25 protein-coding genes are annotated in these 24871 nt (G+C 63.3%); 11 read left to right on the plus strand and 14 right to left on the minus strand.

Annotation, left to right across the window (positions count from 1 at the left end; genetic code table 11):
• The first annotated feature begins 57 nt into the window (after positions 1–57).
• Positions 58–1152, plus strand: a complete 1095-nt coding sequence (locus BLR35_RS08700) for a DUF354 domain-containing protein (protein WP_090380508.1) — start codon at positions 58–60, stop codon at positions 1150–1152.
• Positions 1153–1244: 92 nt separating this feature from the next.
• Here the strand turns inward: BLR35_RS08700 and BLR35_RS08705 are convergent, their stop codons facing one another.
• From BLR35_RS08705 to BLR35_RS08725, 5 genes are read right to left on the minus strand one after another with little or no spacing between them, the layout of a single operon-like run.
• Complete coding sequence (locus BLR35_RS08705) at positions 1245–2336, minus strand: glycosyltransferase family 2 protein (protein WP_090380511.1); 1092 nt, start codon at positions 2334–2336, stop codon at positions 1245–1247.
• The gene (locus BLR35_RS08710) at positions 2323–3807 is read right to left on the minus strand and encodes a nucleotide sugar dehydrogenase (RefSeq protein WP_090380514.1); all 1485 of its coding nucleotides are present in this window, start codon (positions 3805–3807) and stop codon (positions 2323–2325) included. Before BLR35_RS08710 ends, BLR35_RS08705 begins: the two co-directional genes overlap by 14 nt.
• Positions 3807–4820: a Gfo/Idh/MocA family protein gene (locus tag BLR35_RS08715; protein WP_090380517.1), complete on the minus strand. Its 1014-nt coding sequence runs from the start codon at positions 4818–4820 to the stop codon at positions 3807–3809. Before BLR35_RS08715 ends, BLR35_RS08710 begins: the two co-directional genes overlap by 1 nt.
• Complete coding sequence (locus BLR35_RS08720; protein WP_090380520.1) at positions 4817–5980, minus strand: DegT/DnrJ/EryC1/StrS family aminotransferase; 1164 nt, start codon at positions 5978–5980, stop codon at positions 4817–4819. The genes BLR35_RS08715 and BLR35_RS08720 overlap by 4 nt, the downstream gene beginning before the upstream one ends.
• Complete coding sequence (locus BLR35_RS08725; RefSeq protein WP_090380524.1) at positions 5977–6564, minus strand: acyltransferase; 588 nt, start codon at positions 6562–6564, stop codon at positions 5977–5979. The genes BLR35_RS08720 and BLR35_RS08725 overlap by 4 nt, the downstream gene beginning before the upstream one ends.
• A 453-nt stretch (positions 6565–7017) precedes the next feature.
• On the opposite strand from BLR35_RS08725, the gene BLR35_RS08730 reads away from it, so the two are divergent.
• The gene (locus tag BLR35_RS08730) at positions 7018–7548 is read left to right on the plus strand and encodes a DUF7344 domain-containing protein (protein ID WP_090380529.1); all 531 of its coding nucleotides are present in this window, start codon (positions 7018–7020) and stop codon (positions 7546–7548) included.
• Positions 7549–7647: 99 nt separating this feature from the next.
• On the opposite strand, the gene BLR35_RS08735 is transcribed toward BLR35_RS08730, so the two are convergent.
• The 3 genes from BLR35_RS08735 to BLR35_RS08745 form a co-directional block, all read right to left on the minus strand.
• Positions 7648–8646 carry a DUF1616 domain-containing protein gene (locus BLR35_RS08735; RefSeq protein WP_090380532.1) on the minus strand — a complete coding sequence of 333 codons (999 nt, stop codon included), beginning with the start codon at positions 8644–8646 and terminating at the stop codon, positions 7648–7650.
• A 130-nt stretch (positions 8647–8776) separates the two neighbouring features.
• Positions 8777–9052, minus strand: a complete 276-nt coding sequence (locus BLR35_RS08740; protein ID WP_090380535.1) for a PadR family transcriptional regulator — start codon at positions 9050–9052, stop codon at positions 8777–8779.
• 229 nt (positions 9053–9281) lie between these two features.
• A complete protein-coding gene (locus BLR35_RS08745) occupies positions 9282–9614 on the minus strand; it encodes a winged helix-turn-helix domain-containing protein (protein ID WP_090380538.1) in 333 nt (110 codons plus the stop codon).
• A 602-nt stretch (positions 9615–10216) separates the two neighbouring features.
• Between BLR35_RS08745 and BLR35_RS20650 the strand changes: the two genes are divergently transcribed.
• Positions 10217–10384, plus strand: a complete 168-nt coding sequence (locus BLR35_RS20650; RefSeq protein WP_394328359.1) for a DUF7563 family protein — start codon at positions 10217–10219, stop codon at positions 10382–10384.
• A 157-nt stretch (positions 10385–10541) separates the two neighbouring features.
• Entirely contained in the window at positions 10542–11057 is a 516-nt protein-coding gene (locus BLR35_RS08750) for a DUF7344 domain-containing protein (protein ID WP_090380541.1), read from the plus strand.
• Positions 11058–11166: 109 nt separating this feature from the next.
• Here the strand turns inward: BLR35_RS08750 and BLR35_RS08760 are convergent, their stop codons facing one another.
• The 6 genes from BLR35_RS08760 to BLR35_RS08785 all read right to left on the minus strand — a co-directional run bounded on the left by BLR35_RS08760 (position 11167) and on the right by BLR35_RS08785 (position 17479).
• Positions 11167–13218, minus strand: a complete 2052-nt coding sequence (locus BLR35_RS08760) for a DUF7282 domain-containing protein (protein WP_211704970.1) — start codon at positions 13216–13218, stop codon at positions 11167–11169.
• 168 nt (positions 13219–13386) lie between these two features.
• On the minus strand, positions 13387–13884 hold the full coding sequence (locus BLR35_RS08765; RefSeq protein ID WP_090380544.1) for a helix-turn-helix transcriptional regulator: 498 nt from the start codon (positions 13882–13884) through the stop codon (positions 13387–13389).
• 162 nt (positions 13885–14046) lie between these two features.
• Positions 14047–14262, minus strand: a complete 216-nt coding sequence (locus tag BLR35_RS08770) for a hypothetical protein (RefSeq protein WP_090380547.1) — start codon at positions 14260–14262, stop codon at positions 14047–14049.
• 142 nt (positions 14263–14404) lie between these two features.
• Entirely contained in the window at positions 14405–14758 is a 354-nt protein-coding gene (locus tag BLR35_RS08775; protein WP_090380550.1) for a hypothetical protein, read from the minus strand.
• 228 nt (positions 14759–14986) lie between these two features.
• Positions 14987–16303: an RNA-guided endonuclease InsQ/TnpB family protein gene (locus BLR35_RS08780; RefSeq protein WP_090380553.1), complete on the minus strand. Its 1317-nt coding sequence runs from the start codon at positions 16301–16303 to the stop codon at positions 14987–14989.
• A 213-nt stretch (positions 16304–16516) separates the two neighbouring features.
• Complete coding sequence (locus BLR35_RS08785) at positions 16517–17479, minus strand: NAD-dependent epimerase/dehydratase family protein (protein WP_090380556.1); 963 nt, start codon at positions 17477–17479, stop codon at positions 16517–16519.
• Between the two features lie 329 nt (positions 17480–17808).
• Between BLR35_RS08785 and BLR35_RS08790 the strand changes: the two genes are divergently transcribed.
• From BLR35_RS08790 to BLR35_RS08820, 7 genes are all read left to right on the plus strand, one after another.
• Complete coding sequence (locus BLR35_RS08790; protein WP_090380559.1) at positions 17809–18780, plus strand: substrate-binding domain-containing protein; 972 nt, start codon at positions 17809–17811, stop codon at positions 18778–18780.
• Complete coding sequence (locus tag BLR35_RS08795) at positions 18780–19568, plus strand: ABC transporter permease (RefSeq protein ID WP_090380562.1); 789 nt, start codon at positions 18780–18782, stop codon at positions 19566–19568. The genes BLR35_RS08790 and BLR35_RS08795 overlap by 1 nt, the downstream gene beginning before the upstream one ends.
• A complete protein-coding gene (locus tag BLR35_RS08800; RefSeq protein WP_090380565.1) occupies positions 19552–20319 on the plus strand; it encodes an ABC transporter ATP-binding protein in 768 nt (255 codons plus the stop codon). The genes BLR35_RS08795 and BLR35_RS08800 overlap by 17 nt, the downstream gene beginning before the upstream one ends.
• A 65-nt stretch (positions 20320–20384) precedes the next feature.
• Positions 20385–21749, plus strand: coding sequence for an allantoinase AllB (gene allB, locus BLR35_RS08805; protein WP_090380568.1), 1365 nt, complete (start codon positions 20385–20387; stop codon positions 21747–21749).
• Positions 21750–22171: 422 nt separating this feature from the next.
• A complete protein-coding gene (locus BLR35_RS08810) occupies positions 22172–22357 on the plus strand; it encodes a hypothetical protein (RefSeq protein WP_090380571.1) in 186 nt (61 codons plus the stop codon).
• Positions 22358–22481: 124 nt separating this feature from the next.
• Positions 22482–23249, plus strand: a complete 768-nt coding sequence (locus BLR35_RS08815) for an ABC transporter ATP-binding protein (RefSeq protein WP_090380575.1) — start codon at positions 22482–22484, stop codon at positions 23247–23249.
• Entirely contained in the window at positions 23246–24859 is a 1614-nt protein-coding gene (locus BLR35_RS08820; protein ID WP_090380578.1) for a hypothetical protein, read from the plus strand. The genes BLR35_RS08815 and BLR35_RS08820 overlap by 4 nt, the downstream gene beginning before the upstream one ends.
• The last annotated feature ends 12 nt before the right edge of the window (positions 24860–24871 follow it).

Raw genomic sequence — 24871 nt, forward strand, 5'->3', positions numbered from 1 at the left:
ACTGCGCTGCCTGTACGTTTCCTATTACAAAGCCCGGAGCGACCCTCTACGGACGTGATGCGGATTCTCGTCTTCGCGAACACACCTGCTCACGTCCACCTGTATCGTCACGCCGTCGACCGACTCGAGGAGGCGGGCCACGACGTGCTCGTCCTGACCCGCGAGTACGCCTGTACGACCGACCTACTCGAGTTCTTCGGCCTCCCCTACCGGCGGTACGGCGAGCACGACGTGACCTCGTCTTCGAAATCCACGCTCGCGCGTGAACTCGGCGGGCAGATCGGGAGCATAGTCCGAGAAACGATTCGCTTTCGCCCGGACGTCGTCTTCGGCCGTGGCCCATACGCCGCCGTCGCCGGGACGGTCGCTCGTGCACCGGTCGTCCTCGTTCTCGACGACGAACCGGGCGACTTCAACCATACAGTCTCCCGGCCGTTCGCCGACTGTATCCTCTCGCCGCGGGTCACGCGCCGGGACCTCGGCGACGACCACTACACGTTCGACGGCTTCAAAGAGTGTGCGTACCTCCATCCCGAGGTCTTCGAACCCGACCGCGCCGTCCGCGAGTACCTCGGCGTCGGTCCCGACGAGCCCTACGCGCTCGTCCGGTTCAACGCGCTCGATGCCCTCCACGACGCCGGCCTCGAGGGCTTTACCAGGAACCAGCGCCACGATCTGATCGAGCGGCTGAGCGAGCACGCGACCGTCTTCGTCTCCGACGAGGGTGGCGAGATGGATCTCCGTGACCTGCCGGCGCGACCGTACGACCTCCACCCCGCGTTGATCCACGACGCGATGGCCGAGGCGTCGCTGTTGATCGCCGACACCGGAACGATGGTCACCGAGGCCGGCCTGCTCGGAACGCCGGCGCTGCGCTATCGCGGCACCGACGACCACGAGTACGGCGAGTTCCAGGAACTCGAGCGCGTCGGCCTCGTCGAACAGTTCGACGCCTACGACGGGGTTCGCGATCGAGGGCTCGAGTTGCTCGCCGACGACGACGCGACCGGGCGCTGGGAGCGACGACGCCGCGAGTACGTCGGTGACCTCGCGAACCTGACCGACCTGCTGGTCGACGTCGCAGAGACGCAGGGACGGCTCGGCGAACTCGATCGATCGTCGTGGGCGGCGTTACAGCCATCCTCGCGGTGAAAGAGCGGGCCGTCGTCTTCACGGTAAAAGCGCACGCCATCGTCTTCACGACAAAAGAACGAACCGCCGTTTTCACGGTAAAAAACGGGCGACTACTCGAGCGGCTGATGTTGCTCCGGTTCCGGTTCCGGTTCGACCTCCGTGCCGTCGGCCGTTACCGTCCCCGGTTCCGGGTCGTCGTACTCGTAGTACGTCACCTCGAGTTCTTCGCTTTCTTCGGCGTCCATCCGGATCGCGGCACCGAGCGAGACGACCCCGAGTAGCAGGGTGGCGAACGAGGCGACCGTCTCGGCGAACGCGTCCTCGCCCCGAACGGAGCGCTCGAGCGACCCTGCCAGTCCCGTCACACCGCCAGCGATCCCGGCCACCCCGGTGCCGTAGAAGACGACAGCCGGCTGGAACCCTTCGACCACGTAGCGGCGTTTGAGCCGCCACAGGAAACTCTTCAGCAGGAGCAGGGAGACGAACCGGACGAACGACGTGTATCGGATGCTACTCTCTTCCTCGCCGTAGACGGCCGACATTGCCACGTCCGCGACGCGGAACCCGTTGACGTTCAGGTGCGTGAGAATGTGATTGAGGAAGCCGTACCGGTCCGTGATCGCCTCGAGGTCGAGTTCTTCGATGGCTTCCCTCGAGATGGCGGTGTAGCCGTTCTGCGGATCGCCGATCGTCCAGTAGCCCGAGGCGAACTTCGAGAGCCCGGTGAGCATGGCGTTGCCGACGAATCGGAACGTCGACATCCCCTCGCGGTCCTCGGGGTAGAGCAGTCGGTTCCCCTTCGCGTAGTCGGCCTCGCCGGAGACGACGGGGTCGACGATTCGGTCCAGGATCTCGGGATCCATCTGACCGTCGCCGTTCATCACCGCGACGACGTCGATGTCGTCTTCCGCTGCCCGTCGGTAGCCGGTCTTGACGGCCGCACCGTAGCCGTGGTTCTCGTCGTGGCGGATGGGGACGACGCGTCGCCCGTCGCCGCCGTCGGCGACCGCCAGGTCGGGCTCGGTGGACTCGTTGATCCGGTCGGCGACCCGGGTGATCACCTCCCAGCTATCGTCCGGCGAGGCGTCGTCGACGGCGTAGATCCGGTCGACGAACTCCGGCACCGTCTCGATGACCTGTCCGACGAACGACGCTTCCTCGTAGGCCGTCACGACGACGGCGATGGATTTACCCTTGTACATCGTTTCCTCCGTCGGTTCTGCCGAGTTCGCTCGGTTCCGCTTGCGTTGCCCCTGTGTCCCGCAGGCCGTCGTTACCGTCGCCAGCACCTGCCTGCTCACGCGGTCCGCGGCCCGACTCCGAACCCGCCAGCGTGTACTCGCGGTGGTCTGTTCCAGAGAGGTCGACGGCGTCCCGGCCGTCGACGACGACCATCGACTCGAGGTCGCCCCACTCGATGCGGTCGAACTCCTCGTGTGGCGTGACGACGACTGCGGCGTCGAACGACTCCGAGGCGAGTTCGTCGATTTCGACCGGCCGAGTGCAGTAATCGGCTGGATCGACGAGCGGATCGACGCCGGCCACGTCCGCACGTCTGGCCAGCAGTTCGTCGATCACGCCGAGGGCAGGCGAGGCACGCATCTCCTCGACTCCCGGACGGTAGGTGAGTCCGAGCACGACGACCGACGCATTCTCGAGGTCGGTCCCGGTTTCGGCGAGTTCGCGCTCGAGACGATCCACGACGACGGTCGGCATCGCGTCGTTGAGCTCCCGTGCCGTCCGGACGACGTCCATCGGTTCCTCGGCCTGCGATAGCAGGAAGTGCGGATAGTACGGGATGCAGTGACCGCCGACGCCCGGACCGGGGTCGTGCAACTGGCACATCGGCAGGTCGTTGGCCGTCTCGATCGCCTCGCGGACCGAGATCTCGAGTTCGTCGGCGAGCCGTCCGAGTTCGTTCGCCAGGGCGATGTTGACGTCGCGGTAGACACCCTCGAAGACCTTGACTGCCTCCGCGGTGGTCGCATCGGAGACGGGATGGACCTCGTTGTCCGTGATCTCGTCGTAGAGCAGGCTCGCCGCTCGCGTGCTTTCCTCGTCGACGCCGCCGACGACCTTCGGGTACTGGCCACGGATGTCCCGCAGGGCCGTGCCCGTCGAGGTTCGTTCGGGACAGAACGCGATCCCGAACTCGTCGGGCGAGAGGCCGCTCTCGCTCGCCAGGTGTGGCACTAAGACGTCCCGGCAGGTTCCCGGCGGCAGCGTCGACTCGGCAATCACCAGGTCGCCCGGTGAGAGCCCCGCGGCGATGTCTCCCGCGACGGATTCGACGGTCGCGAGATTCGGCTGATCGTCGTCGTCTATCAGCGTCGGGACGATGATCACGTGAACGCGAGCGCGCTCGGCCGCGTCGGGGCCGTCCGTCGTCGCCTCGAGTCGCCCCTCCGCGACCTGCTCTGCGACGAGGTCGTCCAGTCCGGGTTCGCCGACGACGTGACTCTCGCCGACGTTTACCGTCTCGACGACCTCGGGATCGACGTCGACGCCGGTGGCGTTGCCCGTCGTCTCGGCGTAGACGGCTGCAAGTGGCAGCCCCATCTTGCCGAGGCCGTAGATCGCGACCGGAACCGACCCCTCGAGGAGGTACTCGCGCTGTCGCTCCTCGGGGAGCGACGAGTCGTAGAGGCAGCTGTCGTCCGTCTCTCCAGCCATCAGATCTCCACCTCCCGTTCCTGCTCTCGCTCCGCATCATTGTCGCGGTCGCCGTCGACCAGCGAATCGATCGTCAGCACCGTCTCGAGCGCCTCGATCCCGTCTTCGGGGCTCACCTCGGGTTCGCCTCCGGTCCGGACCGACTCGACGAACGACTCGAGTTCGTGACGCAGCGGCTCGCCGTTGTCGATCCGCGGGCGTTCGACGACGCTTTCGTGGCGATACCGGTTCTGCCCCTCGTCGTTGACGTACTCGGGGTAGGAGTCCCGATGGATCAGCACGGACTGCTCGAGGAAGTCCACCTCGACGAAACACTCCCGGGCAGTAACGGAGAGCTTCCGCACTTTCTTCTGGGTGACGCGACTCGCCGTCAGGCTGGCGACGACGTCGCCGTACTCCATCGTCGCGGTCGCGTACCGGCCGTCGCCCGTCCCCATCGCCCCGACCGAATCCGGCGACGTTCCGAGCAGCGAGCCGACGATGTCGACGTCGTGGACCATCAGATCGAAGACGACGTTGCCGGGCGCAGTGCGATCGATCGGCGGCCCGAGTCGCTCGGCCTCGAGGCTGATCACCTCGAGGTCGTCGATCAGGTCGGCCATCGTCCGCACGGCCGGGTTGAACCGCTCGATGTGGCCGACCTGGAGGACCAGCCCGCGTTCGCTGGCCTGCCGAGCCAGGTCACGGCCCTCCTCGACCGTCTGGGCGATCGGTTTCTCGACCAGCACGTGGACGTCCGCCTCGAGACACCGCGAGACAACGTCGTGGTGGGCAGGCGTCGGTACCGCGACCGTGACGACGTCACAGCGATCGAGCAGTTCCTCGAGCGCAACCGATTCGGTGCCGTACTCGTCGGCGACCCGGCCTGCGACCTCGACGTCGTGATCCGTCACACCGGCGAGCGTGACGCCGGGGAGTTCGCTGTAGACGCGTGCGTGGTTTTCGCCCATCGCGCCGACGCCGACGACGCCGGCCCGTATCGTTCGTGACCGCGTGAGAGCTCGTTCCGTCATGTGTAGTGATCGTGGATGGCTTCGACGACCGTTCGCCTGTCACCCGCCGAGAGCGCCGGATGCACCGGCAGCGAGAGCACGGTCTCGGCCGCTCGTTCCGCTTCCGGAAATCTCGGTGCTGCCGTGCTGACGCCCTCGTAGGCTGGCTGGCGGTGGATCGGCGTCTCGTAGTAGACCGCGGTGTCGATCCCCCTGTCCTCGAGCGTCGCCGCGAGTGCGTCCCGGTCGTCCGCCCTGATCGTGTACTGATGGTAGACGTGGCGGTAGCCGGCTGGCTCAGTCGGGGTTTCGACCGGCAGTTCCGCGAGATGCTCGTCGTAGTACGCCGCGTTCTCTCGCCGGGCGTCGTTGAACTCGGGCAACCGCTCGAGTTGATGGCGACCGATCGCCGCGGCAGGGCTGGTCAGTCGGTAGTTGTGCCCGAGCGAGACGTGATCGTAGCCACCCGTTCCCGTCTCGCCCCGGCCGTGGTTGACGTACTGTTCGATCCGGTCGGCAACGTCGTCTCGGTCGGTCGTGATCGCACCCCCCTCGCCGGTCGTCATGTTCTTCGTCGGATAGAAGGAGAAGCAGGCGGCGTCGCCGAAGCTTCCGACGCGATCGCCCTCGATCTCGGCACCGTGAGCCTGGCATGCGTCCTCGAGGACGAACAGGTCGTGGTCGTCGGCGAGGTCACACAGCGTCGGCATCTCGGCGGGGAGTCCGTAGAGGTGGACCGGAAGAATGCCGACGACGTCCTCGCGTTCCTGCAGGACGGCCTCGACCGCCCCGGGATCGAGCGCGTACGTCTCGGGATCGACGTCGGCGAAGACGGGTTTGCCGCCCGCGAGCCTGATCGCGTTCGCGCTCGCGACGAAGGAGAACGGAGAGGTGACGACCGCATCGCCGTCCTCGACGCCGAGCGCCTCGAGTGCGGCGTGCAAGGCCGTCGTTCCGTTCGACGTCGCGACGGCACGATCGGTGTCACAGTAGGCGGCGAACTCCTCCTCGAAGGTCCTGACTACGGGACCGTCCGCGAGCGTTCCATCCTCGAGCAGCGTCCCTACCCGATCGATGGCGTCGTCGCCGATCGCCGGGTTCGCGATCGAGACGCCACCGTCGTGGTCCGGTTCGGCGTCGATTTCGGCCTCCGTATCGGTGTCGTAACTCGTGTCAGTCATGCGATCTGGTTCGGTCCCTCGAGTGGTTCGGGAAGTTCCTCGATCGTCGCCGGTGCCCCGACTGCGAGACTGTCGGCCGGCACGTCGTCCGTGACGACGGCTCCAGCCGCGACGAACGCGTTCTCGCCGATCGTCACGCCCGGCAGAATCGTCGCGTTCGCCCCGACCGATGCACCCGACTCGAGGGTCGGCCCCTCGAGGTCGGCCTCGGTCCGGATCGGATACTCGTCGTTGGTCAGAACTGCACCGGGGCCGACGAAGACGTTGCTCTCGATGGTCGTCTCGGTCGGGACGTAGACGTTCGTCTGGAGGCTGACGTGGGAGCCGATCGTCGTCTGGCCGTCGATGACTGTCTTCGTGCCGACGAGGACGTCGTCACCGATCTCCGTCCCTTCCCGTACCAGGACGTCGTGGCCCGTCGTGAACTCGTCGCCGATCGTTACGTCGCCGTAGATGATAGAACCGTCTCTGATCGTCGCTCCGTCGCCGATTCGCGTCGGTTCGTCGAACTCGCCGTGGCCGACCGTCGCGTCGTCGGCGATCGTACACTTCGTTCCCCGGACGACGGGTTGCTGGCTACTCATCCGCGTTCACCTCCGTTCGTCCGCGACTGGACTGTCGATCGACGCGCGCGAGGGGACGACGGGACATCCGTCGTCCGTCCCTGAACTCGTAATCGTCGTCGTAGTTGGCGCTGTGTCATCGGTTACTCGATACCCGCGTGGGAATCGTCCTGATACAGCCGGTAACGAGGTTTTGTTATCCTCGTCCTGAGGAATGCGTAGCCGCGAACTACAGGGACCGCGATCGATTGGCGCCAATTTCCACAGGAGGTGACGTCACTGGCCCAGTTGGGCCGCTCGATCGTTCCCAGAACCCGAAACGTCGATAGAGACGTCATTCACGGCCGCTAACCGGTATAATTCGATTTCGACCGGGTAGCCGAGCGATAGTAAAGGGAGAGTGTCTGGCACTCGGTGGTGTGAGGTATTCGAACACCCCCGATCGGCGTTCGATTCGGGATCGCGAGGGCACTCATGTCTGAACACGAACTCACTCAGGCCGAACTGTTCGACGTGTTCAGTAACGCTCGCAGGCGACGGACGGTCCAGTACCTGAAACGACGTGGCGGTAGCTGCGATCTCGCACCGCTCGTCGAACAGGTCGCCGCCTGGGAGAACGATACCGATCCGGACGACGTCACGCGAACGCAACGACGTCGCGTCTACATCTCCCTGTACCAGACCCACCTGCCGATGCTCGAGGACCACGGGATCGTCGACTGGGATCCCGACGGCCACCACATCGACCTCCTCCCGAACGAGGAGGTATTCGAGCCGTACCTCGACCGGCAACTCGGTGGGGACAGGGCATGGCACCGGGCGTACCTGACCGTCACGGCACTCGGCGCGGCGGCGTTCGCCGCTGCCTGGCTCACGCTAGGCTCGGCGAGCGTCACACCGCTCGCCGTCGTCGCGCTCTGTGCCGTCGTCCTCGCGATCGCAGTCGTACAGTACGTCTCGCGACAACCAGGGCTGGAGCTACCGTTCGGCATCGCGAGTCGATAACAGTACAGCCGCGTCGAATCTGCCCTCCGTACCGTCCTCGAGCCCGTTCGCTCGAACTCGTTTTCGCCGACTCGAGAACCGAAACCCGCGTTCGAGCCGTCAGTCTTCGGCAGCGTCCTCGGTTACGGTCAGCCAGAAGTAGGTGTCTTCCTCGGCGTTCTCGTTCGTCGGCTCGAGTGGCGGGTCGTCGTCGTACAGCAAGAGGCTGACTCTGACCGTGTCACCGTCGTCCGCGGTCGGCGTGACGTCGTACTCGCCGGTTCCGGTTCCGCCGGCCGAGACGCTGCCGTCGACTTCCCCGAGTTCGGTTCGGTCGACGATCTCGCCGTTCTCTACGTGTTGTTGCTGGACGACGACCGTGTACTCGGCCGGTTCGCGTTCGTGGTTCTCGATCGCAATGGTGACCGGCACCGACTCGCCGGGTTCGACCTCGTCGGGCAGTTCGCCCGCGACGAGGTCGCCGTCGTCGGTCTCGGAGTAGAGCCCGAGTTCGGTGAATCCGCCGGTCGCAGCCGGCGCGATAACCCCGACGAGAAGCGCACCGCAGGCAACTGCGACCGCGAGGACGAGAATCGTCGACGACGCCGAAACCGTGCTGGGAGCACGTCGAACGCGTCCGATCCAGGACGAAACCGACACTACGAACCGGTCGGCTTCCGGCGTCCGAAGCCGTCGAACGGCACCGAGCTGTGCCGAGACGACGGTAATGAGAGCCAGCGCCCCGGCTCCCGACTCTGCCCCGATCCCAAACTCGGTGACTGCAAGCACGATCGCAACGAGCGGCACGAACGCGATCGATAACGCGAGCGAGAGCCCGAGCCGTTCGACGGCATCGATCCCTCGAGGGTGGGTTTCGGCAGTCGTCGCTGCCGTCTCGCGGGCGTTTCGCTCGGCTGCCGGGAACAACACCGACACGAAGGCATAGCCTGGGAGGAACAACGCGAGTACGAACGTCGCGGTCAGTCGGAGGCCGCTTCCAGCCTCGAGCGACGTCACGACGACGTAGGCGACGAGCGCTGCGAGCGAGACGACCGCGATATCGGACGGATACTTGCGGACGGACGCGAGTCGCGTCCGCGTGGCTGTTGCAAAACTCATCGATGATACACCGGCGGGTTCCAGACGGCTCCGTTCCACCAGGAAATCTCTACCATTCCGGTTGACCAGCTAGCGTTTCGGCTGTTTTGTTATGGCCGTGCTATACAGCCTGCTTCACAGTAAGACGGAGTCAGAAATCGACGTACTGTTCCTCCCACTCGCGTCGCTCGTCGATCCGCTGGCGGCCGGCTTCCGTAATCGCGTAGTAGTTCGTCCGCCTGTCGAGTTGCCCCTTCTCGACCAGCTCCTTGTTGACGAGCGTGTCGAGATTCGGGTACAGACGCCCGTGATTGATCTCCGAACTGTAGTACTTCTCGACTTCGTCTTTGACGGTCTGTCCCGACGGCCGATCCGCCCCTGCGATCACGTACAGTAAATCTCGCTGGAAGCCGGTCAGATCGTGCATTGCTCAATCACAGTGACCGTTCCATTGAGTGGATGTTTGTTATCCGTATCGTACATCCTCGTTAGGTATTCTTTCATAATTTCGGCCAGAAACTAAATCATCTGTTCTCGTGATAATCACGAAGGGCGAACTATCGATCCGGCCGAAAACGTACTCCCGCCCAAACCGAATCGAGACAATAGACGAGTATACGGCCCACTCGACCGCAGCAGGTCTCCGCAGTCGCCGGCTACTCGTCAGTACTTCTGGGCGTAACCTCGATCCCGTCCGCTCCGATTTCGATCTCGAGTCGGTCGACCATCGCTTCGTAGGCCGTCGTGTGTGAGCCGTCGTCCTCGAACCGGACACACTCCGCCAGGAAGCCACTCTCGAGGAGATTGTTGATCCGTCGATAGACAGTCGCCGACGAACTATCCGTTCGGTCCGTTAACTCTTTTGCCGTCTTGGGGCCTTCGCTGGTTGCGACGACGATCGTTCGTGCACATTCGTCGCCGAGGACGTCCAGTTGCGCCGCAGCGTCGGCGGTCGACTCCGATCGTGTGTTACTCGCTCGTGTTGCCATCGTCGTGATCAGTCGCGTCCAGTCGGTCCGTCCGTTCGCTCTCGATCGAGAGAGGGGTCGATACGGGGGTCTCGCAGTCGTCGTGGACTGCTGTCGCGCATACCACCATTACTGTCCAACGATACGAGCGGTAAGCGTTCGGAGTATTTTATAACGATCCTCCTTATTAGGAAAAAGACGATCATTCGCTTCCGAAATATTCTATTTCTATCCGGAAACCCCGCGTTTCTTCCCGCTTAATTGCGGCCAAACTCGGCTCGCGGTGGCCGAAACCGACGCAACCGATCTGAATTCACGTTGAGGTCACGATCGCCACCGGTGGGTCGAACCAACCCACAGTAGCCTGCTCGAGGGGGATCTCGCCCATCAAACACCGAATTTCCCGGGTCCTTGGCCCCTGTTGGAAGTGAACAGTCTCTGCCCTTTATTCGCATCTGCCCCCCTCGGTCGACTGTGTCCGGTGTATCACACAGTCGTTGACCGACCACGTCTGCTGTGTCGGCAGGCGGACCAGCGGCCGACCGCGGTCGCCACCGCGAAACAGGCCGTCTCAACCCACCCCCAATCCAACAATGAATTCGAGACAACACAACTGGAGGCCTATGGAATCGTCGACGGCGGGCGCCCGCTGTCGAAACTGCGGAACCCACGTCACCCAGCAGTTCGCTCGCGTCTTCGGTGACAACGGCGACGTCGTTCACGGCTGTCCGGGGTGTACGACGTATCGAGAGATGCAATCCGGCGGCCATCTCCCGACCGAATCGGAGTGACGAATCCGCCGGTTCGGTACCGAGAACATTAATCCACTCGATTTCTGCGGAAAATAATACCGGAGGTTAAAGTCAGTGGTTCCCAAATAGAGGGACGTGTACGATGGCCGGTGATGGATTGTCCGCAGACGACGCTTTCGCACTCTCTTCTTGATCAATGTCCGTTCAGACGAATCGATCCAGTTCGCTGGCGGAAAGCGAGGTTTTCCACATCCTCGGCAACGATAGACGACGTGCGATCGTACAGTTACTCGCTGAGGAGTCCGGACAGGTCGACGTCTCCGACGTCGCAAACGAGATCGCGGCGACGGAGTCGGAGACCGATACGGACGCCTCGTCAGTTCCGAACAACCTCTACAAGAGCGTCTACGTCTCCCTCCAGCAGACGCATCTCCCCCAGCTCGAGGAAGACGACGTGATCGAGTATGACGCCGACACGAAGACGATCTATCCTGGGCCGAACTTCGAGGACGTCCTCACGTACGTCGACGGACACGACGACGGTGCCCCGGAAATTCTGCAGTTTCACTTCGTCGCCTGTGTCCTCGGACTCGCCGTGATCGCGCTTGCGGGGTTCGACGTCCCGATCCTCTCGTCGGTGGACCCGGTGCTGTGGAGCGTCCTCGTGTTGCTCGTCATCGGCGCGAGCAGCCTGTACCGGATCCTCGAGTGATCGAACGATCCACGGCCCACAGCGTATCGACGGCGTTCTCGAGGACAACAGTTCGACCTGATCGTACGACAGGCGTACGATCAGGCGCGTACTGGCGTTCGGCGGCTATTTAGCTGGCGACTCCGATTGCCGCGACAGGTTCGTCCGCTTCGGTGTCGTCGTCATCGTCGATCGGTTCGTCAGGGTCGTCGATCGGCTCTTCGGGTTCCTCCGGTTCGTCGACCGGTGCGTCCGGCGCATCGACGAGAACGAAGACGGTCGCCTGCTCGATACTGATCTGCAGGGCGTCTTCGATCTGGTCTTCGTCGACGTCGTTCACGGGCGCGTCATCGACGTCCTCGTCCTCGAGTTCTTCGTCTTCGAGTCCGTCATCGTCCATCGGGACGTCAAGGCCCTCAGTCAGGACGAAGACAGTCGCCTGTTCGACGGTCACGCTGAGGGTCGGTTCTTCGACAGTTTCGTCATCGTCGATATCGTTTTCGTCGTCGACAGTTTCGTTATCGTCGATTTCCTCGGCGTCGTCTTCGTTATCTACGTCCCCGATCTCGTCGTCTTCCTCGTCGACACCGTCTTCGTCATCTATCTCCTCGTCGTCCTCGAGTTCGTCCGGCTCTTCCTCGACGGGCTCTTCGAGAGCGTCGTCGAGACCATCGAGGATCACGAAGGCGGTCGCCTGACCGACAGAGATCTCACCGTCGTCAGTCGGCTGAAGGTCCTCGAAAACGACGAAGGCGGTTGCCTCGTCTATGGTGACGTCACGTTCGTCATCGACCTGCTCGTCGATATCTTCGGGTTCGTCCTCGAGTTCGTCCTCATCGTTTTCGACCGGTTCTGCTTCCTCGTCTTCGACTGGCTCCAGCTCATCGTCATCCATCTGGGCCAGGTCCCCGTCACCGAGGTGGACGACGTTTACCTGATCGAGCGACACCTCGAGTCGCTGGTCAGTGAGTTCGATCACTTCGACACCGTCAGCAGGCTCGTCGTCGAGGTCGTTCTCGAGTTCGTCCTCGTTCTCGAGATCGGTTTCGTTCTCAACCGGTAGCTCGCCGTCATCGACCGGCATCTCGTCACCGTCCTCGAGGACAGCGACGACGGTCGCCTGTTCGATGACGATGTTGATCGCCATCTCGTCTATATCTTCGTCGATGGGATCGTCTTCAACCGGGTCTTCGACGGGATCCTCGTCAACCGGATCCTCGACGGGGTCGTCTTCGATCGGATCGACGGGATCTTCCTCAACTGGTTCCTCTACAGGGTCCTCGTCAACTGGAGCCTCCGGGATCTCCTCGGTCGGGATCTCGATTGGGATCTCGATCGGGATTTCAATCGGTTCGATCGTATCGTCGGTCGGGATCTCGATCGGAATCTCGATTGGGATCTCGATCGGGATTTCTATCGGCTCCTCGATGGGGTCATCCTCGACGGGATCGTCAACCGGATCCTCGTCGACTGGGTCCTTCTCTGGGTCTTCATCAACTGGATCCTTCTCTGGGTCTTCATCGACCGGATCCTTCTCTGGGTCTTCATCCACCGGATCCTTCTCTGGGTCTTCATCGACCGGATCCTCGTCTACCGGCTCTTCGTCAGGTTCGACGACAGTGATGACAGCCTCGTCGATTACAGGCTCCCCGTCAGCCGTCAGGTACGGCGGATCCTCCTGGCCCTCGGTCTCGACGAAGTCGAACTCCTGGTTGTCGTTCGTATCCTGATGCGGCATCGCGATCAGCGTCTCGTCGTCCTCGAGTGGTTCCTCGAGCGTCACTTCGACGTTCTCGTGCGTTCCTTCCTCGAGGTACTCCGAGGTGCCGACGATGCTGTCGAAGAGTTCACCGATGTAGAGCGTGCTGTCGTGGATCGCCACGAAGCCACCATCTTCGACGGTGACCTCGTCGACGACGACAGTGTCGCCCTCGGTCTCCTGATCTTCGAACGTTACGAAGGCGGCTTGCTCGTCGACGTCATCGTCCGGTTCGAGTTCGATATCTTCGGTATCGATTTCCTCGTCCTGTGCCGTTGCGTCCGTGTCGTTCTCCTCACCGACGTCGGTATCCTGCTCGTCGACGGTTGCCGACGCTGTAGCAGCGCCTGCAACCATCGCCCCGCTCGAGCAGACCATCATCAATACGGTGAGTAGTACGAGTACCTTGGTGCGTGCGCTCATTATCGTGCCCTACGGGCATCGAAGAATCGTGGGTTACGTCGCATAAACCGACGTAACGATTTCGCCGGGAAACTGGATACTACGGCGGTGTAGCCGCCCAACGCTGGTACTGGTTATCGGTGAAACAGTCCCCTCCAAAAACTGGTAACGTCGAATTGATCACGTGGCTCACTGTTCGTTCTGTGGCTGTTCCGGCGGTTTCGAGGCCGTCGGCTCGTTTCCCGGCAGACAGACGAGATTCTCCCGTCCGAGGCGTAGTTTCGTGATCTGGCCTTCCTCCTCGAGTTCGGTGAGCAATCGACTTACTTTCGCTTTCGACCAGTCGACCGAGTCGACGATCCGGGACTGTTTCATTCGTCCGCCGTTCTCGCGGATGAGTTGGCGAACCGTCTCCCGGTCCGTCATGTATTCGTCGGGCGCCGTTTCCGGTTCGGAGCCGAGCGACCGTCGACCCCGGAACCGGTTTCGAATCGCGAGAATTCCGCCGAGTAACACCAGCCCGATAACGCCAACTAGCGCCGCGAGATGGGGGGCGCCCCCGAGCTGGAGCAACGAGTCTCGCCCTGGCGCCGTGATGATGCTGGAGTCGAGTCCAGCGATCGTCCCGTCGCTCGTCGAAAGAGTGAGCGCGCTGACACTGCACGAATGTCGGAAGTAAGTACTCATGTGATCTCGATTGGGGGGTCGTTCGCTCACTCGTCTCTGTACCGTCGTGACCGTTCCACAAAGTGTTTTTTATAATTCATGTTTTGTTATTTATTCTACTGTATATCATGGGTAACGACAGGTGTGGCTGTCGACAGAGACCGTCCCGCGCGTGCCTGACGATCAGCCCGGATCTGGACCTCCAACGCCCCCGCCACGATCGGCGTCGGTGGCTTCGTTGACGGGCTGGTCGTTCGGGCGGTCATCGTCGACGGGTTCGCCCGGCGGTTGATCGGGCATCTCGTCGTCGTTTTCCTCTTCCGGTGCATCGCCTGGGCCGCCACACCCCGCCAGGAGGGCGACCACTACGAGCGTCGCGACGATGGCCGCCCGCCTCATGCTGGGACGTCAGACGGCCGTTCGCCGAGACGCCGAATAAACTCGGTCGGACGTTCGGAACGATTAGCCCGGATTCGAGCCGCGTTCAGCGAGTAATACTCGTTTTCGATCCACTGTCGGCGTTCGGTACTCACGGCCGATCTCAGACTCCCGGCACGCCGACGGCGTCGAAACCGGTGACGCCGATGACCGCGAGGACGTAGAGAACGACCAGTACCGAGACCCACGCAATGATCGTGATCGCCGCGGCATCGACCCAGCCGCCCGGATACCTGGCGTTGATCACCGCGAGGTACGCGATGAAGACGAGTAGCGGTCCGAGCAGCGGAATCCAACCGAAGAAGAACCCGATGATCGCCCAGACGACCGCTCCGATCAGCGCCGTGATGATCGCGTACGTGTAATCCTCCGCGTCGACGACGACCTTCGCACCGGCGTAAATGCCGAGTGCGCCGATCAGCAGGCTGACTCCGAATACGATGAGGCTGTCGATCATGCATTCGCGTGAGGCTGGCCATACCGATAGTTATCACTCACGTACACGGACCTGAACGAGACGTGAACCGACCCGAAAAACGAGGATAGTCGGATTGCGTCCGATCGCTCTCGCCGAAATACGCCGGTACCTCCCGAACGAATCCCGACTATTTTGACCTCCTCCCCCGCGTTCACGCGGGGGAATCCCACCATGGGATTTCAGGCCCAGCGTTTCGGCCTGTTGGTTTCAAGACGCATACGTTCCACACGTCACCTGCTGGGTTTCAGCATCTGCGTGGCTGTCTTGTGGCCCGGTCAAAGAGTCCCCATCCGTAGCCGAGTCATCGGCACCGGCCTTCTGCCGAGAATCGTCTTCCCGGTCGCTTCGGCGGTGACTCTCTCCACTACGGTAGCGGTCCGCAATGTTTATCGCCCCGTTCACATCGGCTTGGTACTCACCGACCCAGCAGTCGTCGTTCAAGCATTTGAACGTCGCCTGTCGTGGCCGGGAGCCGTGTTCACCGCAGGCGTGGCACGCCTTCGACGTGTTTCGGGGATCCACTGTCTCAACGGGAATCCCCCTCTCGGCGGCTTTGTACCGGATCTGTGCGTGGAGTTTGGCAAACCCCCAGCCGTGTAACCGCCGGTTCATGTACTCACCGTAGTCTATGTTCTCGCGGATGTACGTCAAGTCTTCCAGCACCAACACTGGATTCTCGACTGATTCGGCGTACTCGACGACCTCGTGGGTCACACGGTGGAACACGTCGCCGATCTGGTCCCACAGCGCGTCACCGAACGAGTCTGCAATTCGCTCACTGCCACGCTTCTGAAGACGTTTTGTAGCGGTGAAGTAGGTTTTGCGGAGCCGACGAACGGTTTTACCGTCGTCAGCCCACAATTGGGGGCGAACAGGAGACCCGTTCTCGTCGCGGTGACACACCGTGACGAGACTCGCTTCTCCAATGTCCACGCCGATCGGCGTCCTGTCGAGCCCAGCGAGACAGGGCTCGCCAGACTCCGAGGAGTCTGGCGGCGTCCGCTCGTTGGCGGACGCCTCAGATTGGTCCTCCACGTTGCGAGTGACGGTAACATGAAGATACCACGTTCCGTCTCGCTCGAAGAGCCGACTTTCACCTATCTCGGCGTCGTCTGCGTACAACGCTTCGAGCCACTCGCGATGTTCGGGATTGGCGTGTGCCGGAATCCAGAGGTGGTAATCCTCGTGGTGCGGGATTTTGACGTACCACTCGAGCGCGTTCTGTGGTTGGTGGTCGAGTTGCAGTCCCTCGTTGGTGAACCGCACTGGGTGATCGTCATGTAACTCGTCGGCGTCGTAGCTGTTGTGGAGTTGCGGGACGTACTTCTTGAGAGCGTTTTTTGCGTATCCGCTCAGGTCGTACTCGATAACCACGTCATTGGTTGCTGACTGTGTATCACAGCCAGCGGCGAACGCCTCCTGAAGCGCCTGCTGGTAAGCGTCCCGTGTCTCACGAAGCTTCTGTCGCTTGTGGGCGTTTGGGTCCACGAGCTTCAGTTCAAGTGTCTTCGTGAGCTCACCCATCGTTGCCGTGTGACACCGTTCGATTGTGATCAGTAAATACGTCAGCCAACCAGAGTGGAAGTGAAACTGTGGGGAAATCCAGTCCTGCGATAGAACGGTGGACTGTCACACTCTGGTGTCCGCTCGACCCCCGCCTGTTCGCTCTTCGGTTCCGACAGGGTATCGGAACACTCGTCACTCACGGGAAGACGAGGGTATGCGCTCGTCTCTCTATTAGAGGTCCATCGCGATAGCCGCCGCATCCGTCGGCAACCGTTCACCCTCCGCGACGAGCGAGCGAATCCCCGACTCGAGGCTCACCTGTGGCTCGAACGCGAGGTCGCGACGTGCCTTCGAGACGTCGGCACCGCTGTGGCGAACGTCGCCGGGTCGTGGCTCCTGGTGAACGATCGGCGAGGACGACCCCGTCGCCGACTGGATCGTCTCGGCGAGTTCGAGGATCGACGTGCGCTCGCCCGTCCCGACGTTGTAGGCCTCGCCGACCGCGTCGGTCGTCGCCGCGGCCAGGTTCGCCCGGACGACGTCGGCGACGTGCACGAAGTCCCGGGTCTGCTCTCCGTCACCTTCGACCGTGATCGGTTCGTCCGCGCGGGCCTGCTCGAGAAACGCCGAGATAACGCCGCTGTACGGTCCCTGCTGGCGCGGCCCGTAGACGTTGAAGTACCGCAGTGCGACGGTCGGCAGGTCGTACAGTTCCTCGTACCGGCGGGCGTACTGGTCGAGTGCGAGTTTCTGGATGCCGTACGGCGAGGCCGGTTCCGTGGCTGTCGTTTCCGATACCGGGAGTTCGTCGGGGTGACCGTAGATCGCTGCGCTCGAGGCGACGACGACGCGAGCGTCTTCCTGGCGTGCCTGCTCGAGGACGAGCAGTCCGGCGTCGACGTTCGTCCGGTTGCTCTGTCGCGGGGCATCGACGCTCTCGGTGACGGAGACGACCGCGGCCTGATGAAAGATCAGGTCGACGCCGCGTGCGGCCCGCTGGAGGAGCATCGGGTCGCGAACGTCGCCCTCGTAGACGTCGACGGTCTCGGGGAGGTACTCCCGGTTTCCGCTCGAGAAGTCGTCGAGTACCCGGACCTCGTTGTGTGGTGCCAGGGCCTCAACGAGGTGGCTGCCGATGAAGCCTGCACCGCCGGTTACGAGTATCGTCCTGTCGCGGATCGATGGCGTTCCCATCGGTCGAAGGACGTCGCGCTCGTCGTTTAGTATGGCTCGCTTACCCCAGTGTAGATCGCTCCTACAGCCACGTTGGATCGCGAATCGGTGCCGTCTCCCGCAACGTTGCGTCGCAGGTCGGCGTAAATGATACCGATACCTACCACGCCCGAAAAAACGAGTTCGAACTGCCAGGAAAGCTGTACCGGTGTTGCCCCGCCTCTATCGCCGCTCCGACGCGATGTCAGTGAAATTGGATGCCCAGAAATTACTGTGGGGCATCATAGGGTGTGGTGACTATTTCTCTTACCCATACGGCTTCTTGAACAGGGGTCGAACGACGGGATATCATGAACCGTCGAACGTTCCTCCAGACGACTGGCGGCGTCGCTGCTGGAACACTGGTAGCCGGTTGCATCGGCTCGAGCGGACGAACCGTCACCGTCGATTACGCCTACTACAACCCGGTCAGTCTCGTGATACGCGAACACGGCTGGCTCGAGGAGGCGTTCGCGGACGCCGACGCCGAGGTCGAGTGGGTGTTGAGCCTCGGGAGCAACGAGGCCAACGAGTACTCCCAGAGCGGCGAAGCGGACGTGGCCTCGACCGCCGGCATCGCGGCGCTGATGGCACGATCGAACGGCGTTCCGATCCGCACGCCGTACATCTACTCGGAACCGGAGTGGACTGCACTCGTCACGAACTCCGACTCCGATATCGAGGACGTCGCCGACCTCGAGGACAAATCCGTCGCCGCCACTCGGGGAACCGACCCGTACTTCTTCCTGTTACAGGCGCTCGAGGACGCGGGACTCACCGAGGACGACGTCGAGGTCGTCCACCTCCAGCACCCCGAGGGACAGACCGCGCTGGTTCAGGACGACGTCGACGCCTGGGCGGGGCTCGATCCACACATGGCCGAACTCGAACTCGAGCACGACGTCGACCTGTTCTTCCGCGAACCGGGGTACAACACCTACGGCTTCCTCAACGTCCTCGAATCGTTCCTCGAGGACCACCCGGACGACCTCCAGCGCGTCCTCGAGACCTACGAACGGGGCCGACAGTGGGCGCTCGAGAACCCCGACGAGACCGCCGGCATTCTTGCGTCCGAGTCCGAGATGTCCGAACCGGTCGCGGAACGGGTCTTCGTCGACCGGAACGACCTCGGCCAGCCACGTCCCGGTGACGAACACCGGTCGCTGCTCGAGGATCTCGCGCCGATTCTCACGGGCGAGGGGATGGTAGCCGACGACGCCGATCCAGCCGGGAGTATAGACGAACTGATAGACTCCGAGACTGCGACGACGGTGATCGACTGATGGCGACGGCTCGCGAGAGGGTGTTTCGCTGGCCTGCACTCGATCTGGCCGATTTCCGCTGGCTGCTCGGGCTGATCGTGCCGTCGATTCTGGTCGTCGTCTGGCACGTACTCGTCACCGTCGGCGTCTTCTCGCCACACCAGCTTCCGGAACCGCTGTCGGTCGCGACGACGCTGTACGGGATGGCCGTCGCCGGCGAACTGGGCGGTCACGTCGCGATCACGCTCCAGCGCGTCGCGCTCGGCATCCTCCTCGGGGTGAGCGTCGGCATTGTCTTCGGTGCGGTAACGGGTCTGTACGGTCTCGCTCACGATCTGCTCGATCCGCTGTTCCAGAGCACGAAGAACATCCCGTCGCTGGCGTGGGTGCCCCTCTTCCTGCTGTGGTTCGGCATCGGCGAGGGAGCGAAAGTGACTCTCATCGCGCTCGGCGCCTTCTTCCCCGTCTACCTCAACTTCTCGACTGGGATACGGGAGGTCGACCGGGACCTGCTCGAGGTCGTCGAGGTGTACGACGTCGGCCGACTCGAGTCGCTGCGCCGGGTGGTCGTCCCCGCTGCGTTGCCGAGCCTGCTCGTCGGGATCCGCGGCGGCGTTGGCCTGGCGTGGATGTTCGTCGTCGCCGCTGAGCTCATTGCGGCCAGCCAGGGGATCGGCTTCCTGCTTTCCGACGGCCGGGTGATGTCGCGGCCGGACGTCATCATCGGTTCGATCCTGCTGTTTGCGTTCTTCGGGAACCTGTCCGATCTCGCCGTCAAGGAGGTGCAACGCCGTGTCGTCGACTGGTGAGCACGACGGGCGCGAGTCCGTCGGTCATCCCGACGTTCCTGCGCTGGAAATCTCGGGACTGCGAAAGGCCTACGGGGAGACCGTCGCGCTGACCGACGTCGACCTCACCGTCGACCACGGCGAGTTCGTCACCGTCGTCGGCCCCTCCGGCTGTGGCAAGAGCACGCTGTTGCGCGTGCTCACCGGCCTCGAGGAGTCGTTCGAGGGCTGTGCCGAAGTCAGCGGAACCGACGTCCGTGAGGGTGGCAGCGACGACGTCGGGATGGTGTTTCAGGAACCGCGACTGCTCCCCTGGGCAACCGTCCGAGAGAACGTCGCCGTCGGTCTCGAGGGCGCGGACGACCGTCGCGTCGACGAGCTCGTCTCACAGGTCGGCCTCGACGGGTTCGAGGACGCACGACCCGGCGAACTCTCCGGCGGGATGGCCCAGCGGGTCGCGCTCGCGCGCGGTCTCGCCTACGAACCCGAACTGCTGCTGCTCGACGAGCCCTTCTCCGCGCTCGACGCGCTGACGAAGTACGAACAGCAGGACTTCCTGCTCGAGGTCCGGAAGCGTCTCGAGCCGACGATCGTCCTCGTTACCCACGACGTCGAAGAAGCAGCGTATCTCGCGGATCGCGTGGTCGTCCTCGACGCCCAGCCTGGCTCCGTCGAGCGCGTGATCGACGTCGACGTCCCCCGTCCGCGCGAGCGGACCGACGAAGGGCTCGTTCCTGTACGCGAGGAGATTACTGACGCGCTGGGCGTCTGATCCGGCCGGTCGACCCGAGAGCAGCAACCGAAGCTATATTCCGTCGCCTCGGTAAACGCTCGCCAATGACCGTGGATCTCGTCGTACGCAACTGTACCGTCGTCACTCCCGCGGGTCGAACGCCCGACGCGGGCGTCGCCGTCGAGGACGGGGAGATCGTCGCCGTCGGCCGGAGCGACCGCCTCCCCGACGCCGACCGCGTCGTCGACGCCGAGGGGAACATCCTCGTCCCGGGGATCGTCGACTGTCACATCCACAACCGCGAACCCGGCCTCGAGTACAAGGAAGACTGGGAGTCCGCGACCCGCGCTGCGGCCGCTGGAGGCGTGACGACAGTCGTCGGGATGCCCAACACCGATCCTGTCATCGACCGGCCCGAACACCTCGAGTTGAAGTTCGAACGCGGCGAGGCCTCGGCCCACGTCGACTTCCAGAGTTACGTCGTCGTCACCTCCGAAAACGTCGATCTGATCCCCGACCTCGACGAGGCCGGCGCGCTCGGCTACAAGATCTTCCTCGGATCGACCGTCGGTGACGTCCCGCCGCCGACCGACGGCGAGATCCTCGAGGCGATGGAACGCATTCGGGAGACGGGCAAGCGACTCGGCTTCCACGAGGAGAACGGCGAGATCATCGATTACTACACCGAGAAGTTCCAGGCCGAGGGGAGAAACGACCCGATCGATCACTCTCACTCCCGGCCCGTGATCGCAGAACAGGAGGCCGTCGAACGAATGATCACGTTCGCCGAGGAGACCGGCGTGAAGATCCACATGTTCCACGTCTCGTCAGGGTCGGCTGCGGAAGCGGTCGCCCACGGAAAGGACCAGGGTGTGGACGTGACCGCCGAAACCTGTCCACACTACCTCTGGTTCACCGAGGAAGTCATGCGCGAGAAGGGGAACCCGGCACGGATCCAGCCGCCGATCCGTGACGCCGACGAACACGAGCGACTCTGGGAGGTCGGCATCGACGACGGTGTTATCGACTGTATCGCCACGGATCACGCACCTCACACTCCCGAGGAGAAGAAAGTCGACGACCCGTTCGGCAACACCTGGGACGCGACCTCTGGATTCGTCGGTCTCGAGACCGAGATTCCTGTCATGCTGTCGTTCGTGAACGAGGGTCGACTCACCCTCGAGGAGTGGGTCCGTCGCCACTCCGCTCGCCCGGCCCAGGTCTGGGGCATGTACCCGGAGAAGGGGTCGCTCCAGGTCGGTACCGACGCCGACTTCACGATCGTGGATCCGGAACGGGAGTGGACGCTCGAGGACAGTTCGGAACTGCACTCGAAAAACTGCGTGACGCCGTTCGTCGGCGAGTCCTTCACTGGCAAGGCCGTCACGACCGTGGTTCGTGGTGAGGTGGTGTACGAGGACGGAGACGTAGTCGGTGAGAGCGGGTACGGGACTCGAGTTCGAACGTAAGCCGTCGAAAACGACACGACGAACGTTCTCGAGTTCGTGACGTTCCCAGCAACTGAGAGTAACGAGTGGTTTATATTTTCCAGCGGATCGTCCAGGTTCGGTGAGGGATCGACCCGTGACTGACCTCCTCCCACGACTGAAGTCGTGGGGTTCCCGTCACGGACGGGGGTCCCACAAGTTGGGGAGGTTCGCAAGTCCGTTCGAGTGCTCGAACGACTTGCGTTCTGGGTCGGGTCAGTACGACCCCCGGTCGAGATAGCGGGCTTCATCTACCCCATCGATATATATCCTTACCTCGACCTCGGCACGTGGTAGTATTGTACAAAGTCTGGTTAAAGCTTACGTGCTTCATCCCACGAGTAAACTCGTGGGCTTTCGCGCTGTTACCGTGTAACGCCGAATCTACCCGGAAGACGGAGAAGATGGAACGACTCGAGTCAGTGTACCTCTCGGTCACCGATGGTGACGCCGAACCCCTCGTCGAGCGCCAGCACGAGGATTCGCGCAGCCGAGAGCTTCGAGCGGCCAGAACTGACGAGGCCGTCGGACCGGCGGAACTCCACGGACTCGACGACGCTATCGACGAACCGGATCCGTCGAACGCCTGATTTCGACGATTCGGCAGGGCGGGAACTCGTCGTCTCTGTATGTCGGTCACGTTTCTCCAGCATCTGTATCCACAACGTTGATTAGACGCTCCGACGACAGTTCAATTCAGTAACATAGTATCGCATGTCCTCCACACCACTCGCGATCGAAGCGAACGATCTGACGAAGCGGTTCGGTTCGGCGACCGCCGTCGACGGGGTCGACCTCGCCGTCGAGCCCGGGACTGTCTACGGCTTTCTCGGCCCGAACGGTGCCGGGAAGACGACGACGATGCGCATGCTGGCGACGCTCACCCGGCCGACATCGGGTGAGGCGTACGTCGGCGGCGAGTCCGTCACCGACCGCGACGCCGTCCGCGACTCGATCGGCTACCTCCCCGAAGAGCCACCGGTCTTCGACGAACTCACCGGTCTCGAGCAACTCGAGTACTTCGCGCGCCTGCGAGACGTCCCGGCCGACCGCGCAGGTCAGCGGATCGACGCGTGGCTCTCCCGCTTCGATCTGGCCGACGACGCCGGGAAGCGAATCGACGACTACTCGAAGGGGATGCGCCAGAAGATCGGCCTCGTACAGGCGCTGCTCCACGAACCCGCGGTCGTCTTCCTCGACGAACCGACGAGCGGCCTGGATCCACGGGCTGCCCGGACGGTAATCGACGCTATCGACGAGATGGCCGACGACGGCCACACGGTCTTTCTCTCGACGCACATTCTCTCGGTCGTCGAGGAACTCGCCGACGTCGTCGGCGTCCTCTCGGACGGCCGGATCGTCGCGGAGGGACGCCCCGACGAACTGACCGCCCAGCTCGAGCGCGAGGCGGACTCCTCGCTCGAGGACGTCTTCCTCGCGGTAACGACCGATCACGGGGCCGAACCCGCAGAGCGGCCATGAGCGAGCGCGCTCACGTCAGGGCGATCGCACGAACCGAGTTGCGGCGTCGGTTGCGAGCGATCCAGGAGGAACCGGCGCAACTGATCGCGATTCTCATCGCCGGACTGTTCTTCGTTCCGGTCGCGATGTTCGGACCGATCGGGGCCTACATGTACGGCTCGAGTCTCGCTGCAGGGACGCTCGAGTCACCACTGGAGTCGGGGACGCTCGTCGCCGTGTACGGTTGGGTGTTCGTCGCCGCCTTCGGCGGCTATCGCGCCTACGCGACGGCGCTTCGGCCGGACCGACTCGACGGCTACCTGACGACCGTCTCCCATCGCGAACTGCTCGGCGGACTCCTCCTTGCCGAGGGGGTCCTCTGGGGCGTCCCGATCGTCGCGCTGGGTGGCGCTTCCTCGTTGACGTTCGCCGCAGGGACGGGTTCGATGCTCGCGGCACTCGGGTTCTTCGTCGCAATCTGCTCGACGTTCGCTACGGCACTCGTGGTCGGGTGGGCGCTGGCGCTCGTCGTCATGAACGGTGGCGTTCGGTCGACGCTACTCGCACGCCTGCGGTTCGTCGCGCTCGCAGGAGTTGCTATTGCCTACTTCAGCCTCCTCATGACGGGGAACTTCGGCGCGCTCTTCGACCCGTTGATCCGAGTGCTCGAGCCGACGCCGGTTGCCTGGCTCGGTGATCTGCTGGTCGTCGGCGCGAGCGGTGACGCCTCGCTGATTCGTGCGGGTGGAGCGGTACTCACGAGCGCGTTCGTTCTCCTGGCGAGCCCCGTTGTGCTCTCGAGGCTCGCAGCGTGGCTGTGGTATGCCGACGGTCGATCCGTCGAACGCGAGGTGGCGGTGGCCGACGTCGCTGGGGCCCGGTCGTCCCGTCTCGATCGATTCCTCCCGCGGTCGGTCGTTGGCGTCGTCTCGACGGACTGGAAACGAGCGCGGCGTGAGCCGATCGCGCTCTCGTTCGCCATCTATCCGCTGATCGTGTTGATCAATCCGCTCATCAGGGTTTTCGAGACCGGAACGATCGGCGGGTCGTTCCCGCTGTGGGTGCTCCTCTCGGGAGCGTGGATTACGGGCGCGCTCTTCGCGCTCAACGTCGTCGGAAACGAGGGTGCAGCCCTTCCCGCGACGCTGTTGAGTCGGACGCCCGGACGGGCGCTCGTCGCCGGCCACGTCGTCGCCGGTGTACTCGTCTGCGTTCCGGTGACCGTCGTCGCAACCGTCGGTCTCGGCATCGCGAGTCCACACTCGCCCGCGGCCGTCGTGACGCTCGCGGCAGGCGCGCTGGTGCTTTCCCTCTGTGCCGGACCGATCGCGACCGGCATCGGCGCGATGCTCCCCCGCTTCGAGGCCGTCGACGTCGCCCGCAGTACGAAGGCAATCGTCCCGAGTACGCTGGCGTTTGCCGTGTACTCCGTGGTCGTCGTGATCGTCTCACTTCCGGCGATTCTGGGACACAGCGCGATCGTCGGTCACGCGATTGCCTCGCTGTTGGGCACCGAGCAGATCGTCGTTGCCGTCGGTGGAACCGCGCTGAGTGCCCTCGTCGCCGTCCCGATCGCCGGTCTCTCGGCCCGCTACGCGATTCGGTCAGTCGAAACGTATCACTTCACCTGACGTCGAAGTCGC

The sequence above is a fragment of the Natronobacterium texcoconense genome (genome assembly GCF_900104065.1).
Classification (GTDB): domain Archaea; phylum Halobacteriota; class Halobacteria; order Halobacteriales; family Natrialbaceae; genus Natronobacterium; species Natronobacterium texcoconense.

Coding starts and splice junctions, on each gene's coding strand:
- BLR35_RS08740 (WP_090380535.1), bottom strand. CDS start 9,052: ATGCACGATCTGACCGGCTTCCAGCGAGATTTACTGTACGTGATCGCA.
- BLR35_RS08775 (WP_090380550.1), bottom strand. CDS start 14,758: ATGATCGACAGCCTCATCGTATTCGGAGTCAGCCTGCTGATCGGCGCA.
- BLR35_RS08815 (WP_090380575.1), top strand. CDS start 22,482: ATGTCCTCCACACCACTCGCGATCGAAGCGAACGATCTGACGAAGCGG.
- BLR35_RS08730 (WP_090380529.1), top strand. CDS start 7,018: ATGTCTGAACACGAACTCACTCAGGCCGAACTGTTCGACGTGTTCAGT.
- BLR35_RS08720 (WP_090380520.1), bottom strand. CDS start 5,980: ATGACTGACACGAGTTACGACACCGATACGGAGGCCGAAATCGACGCC.
- BLR35_RS20650 (WP_394328359.1), top strand. CDS start 10,217: ATGGAATCGTCGACGGCGGGCGCCCGCTGTCGAAACTGCGGAACCCAC.
- BLR35_RS08780 (WP_090380553.1), bottom strand. CDS start 16,303: ATGGGTGAGCTCACGAAGACACTTGAACTGAAGCTCGTGGACCCAAAC.
- BLR35_RS08760 (WP_211704970.1), bottom strand. CDS start 13,218: ATGAGCGCACGCACCAAGGTACTCGTACTACTCACCGTATTGATGATG.
- BLR35_RS08820 (WP_090380578.1), top strand. CDS start 23,246: ATGAGCGAGCGCGCTCACGTCAGGGCGATCGCACGAACCGAGTTGCGG.
- BLR35_RS08700 (WP_090380508.1), top strand. CDS start 58: ATGCGGATTCTCGTCTTCGCGAACACACCTGCTCACGTCCACCTGTAT.
- BLR35_RS08810 (WP_090380571.1), top strand. CDS start 22,172: ATGGAACGACTCGAGTCAGTGTACCTCTCGGTCACCGATGGTGACGCC.
- BLR35_RS08750 (WP_090380541.1), top strand. CDS start 10,542: ATGTCCGTTCAGACGAATCGATCCAGTTCGCTGGCGGAAAGCGAGGTT.
- BLR35_RS08710 (WP_090380514.1), bottom strand. CDS start 3,807: ATGGCTGGAGAGACGGACGACAGCTGCCTCTACGACTCGTCGCTCCCC.
- allB (WP_090380568.1), top strand. CDS start 20,385: ATGACCGTGGATCTCGTCGTACGCAACTGTACCGTCGTCACTCCCGCG.
- BLR35_RS08785 (WP_090380556.1), bottom strand. CDS start 17,479: ATGGGAACGCCATCGATCCGCGACAGGACGATACTCGTAACCGGCGGT.
- BLR35_RS08795 (WP_090380562.1), top strand. CDS start 18,780: ATGGCGACGGCTCGCGAGAGGGTGTTTCGCTGGCCTGCACTCGATCTG.
- BLR35_RS08770 (WP_090380547.1), bottom strand. CDS start 14,262: ATGAGGCGGGCGGCCATCGTCGCGACGCTCGTAGTGGTCGCCCTCCTG.
- BLR35_RS08725 (WP_090380524.1), bottom strand. CDS start 6,564: ATGAGTAGCCAGCAACCCGTCGTCCGGGGAACGAAGTGTACGATCGCC.
- BLR35_RS08715 (WP_090380517.1), bottom strand. CDS start 4,820: ATGACGGAACGAGCTCTCACGCGGTCACGAACGATACGGGCCGGCGTC.
- BLR35_RS08790 (WP_090380559.1), top strand. CDS start 17,809: ATGAACCGTCGAACGTTCCTCCAGACGACTGGCGGCGTCGCTGCTGGA.
- BLR35_RS08765 (WP_090380544.1), bottom strand. CDS start 13,884: ATGAGTACTTACTTCCGACATTCGTGCAGTGTCAGCGCGCTCACTCTT.
- BLR35_RS08735 (WP_090380532.1), bottom strand. CDS start 8,646: ATGAGTTTTGCAACAGCCACGCGGACGCGACTCGCGTCCGTCCGCAAG.
- BLR35_RS08705 (WP_090380511.1), bottom strand. CDS start 2,336: ATGTACAAGGGTAAATCCATCGCCGTCGTCGTGACGGCCTACGAGGAA.
- BLR35_RS08745 (WP_090380538.1), bottom strand. CDS start 9,614: ATGGCAACACGAGCGAGTAACACACGATCGGAGTCGACCGCCGACGCT.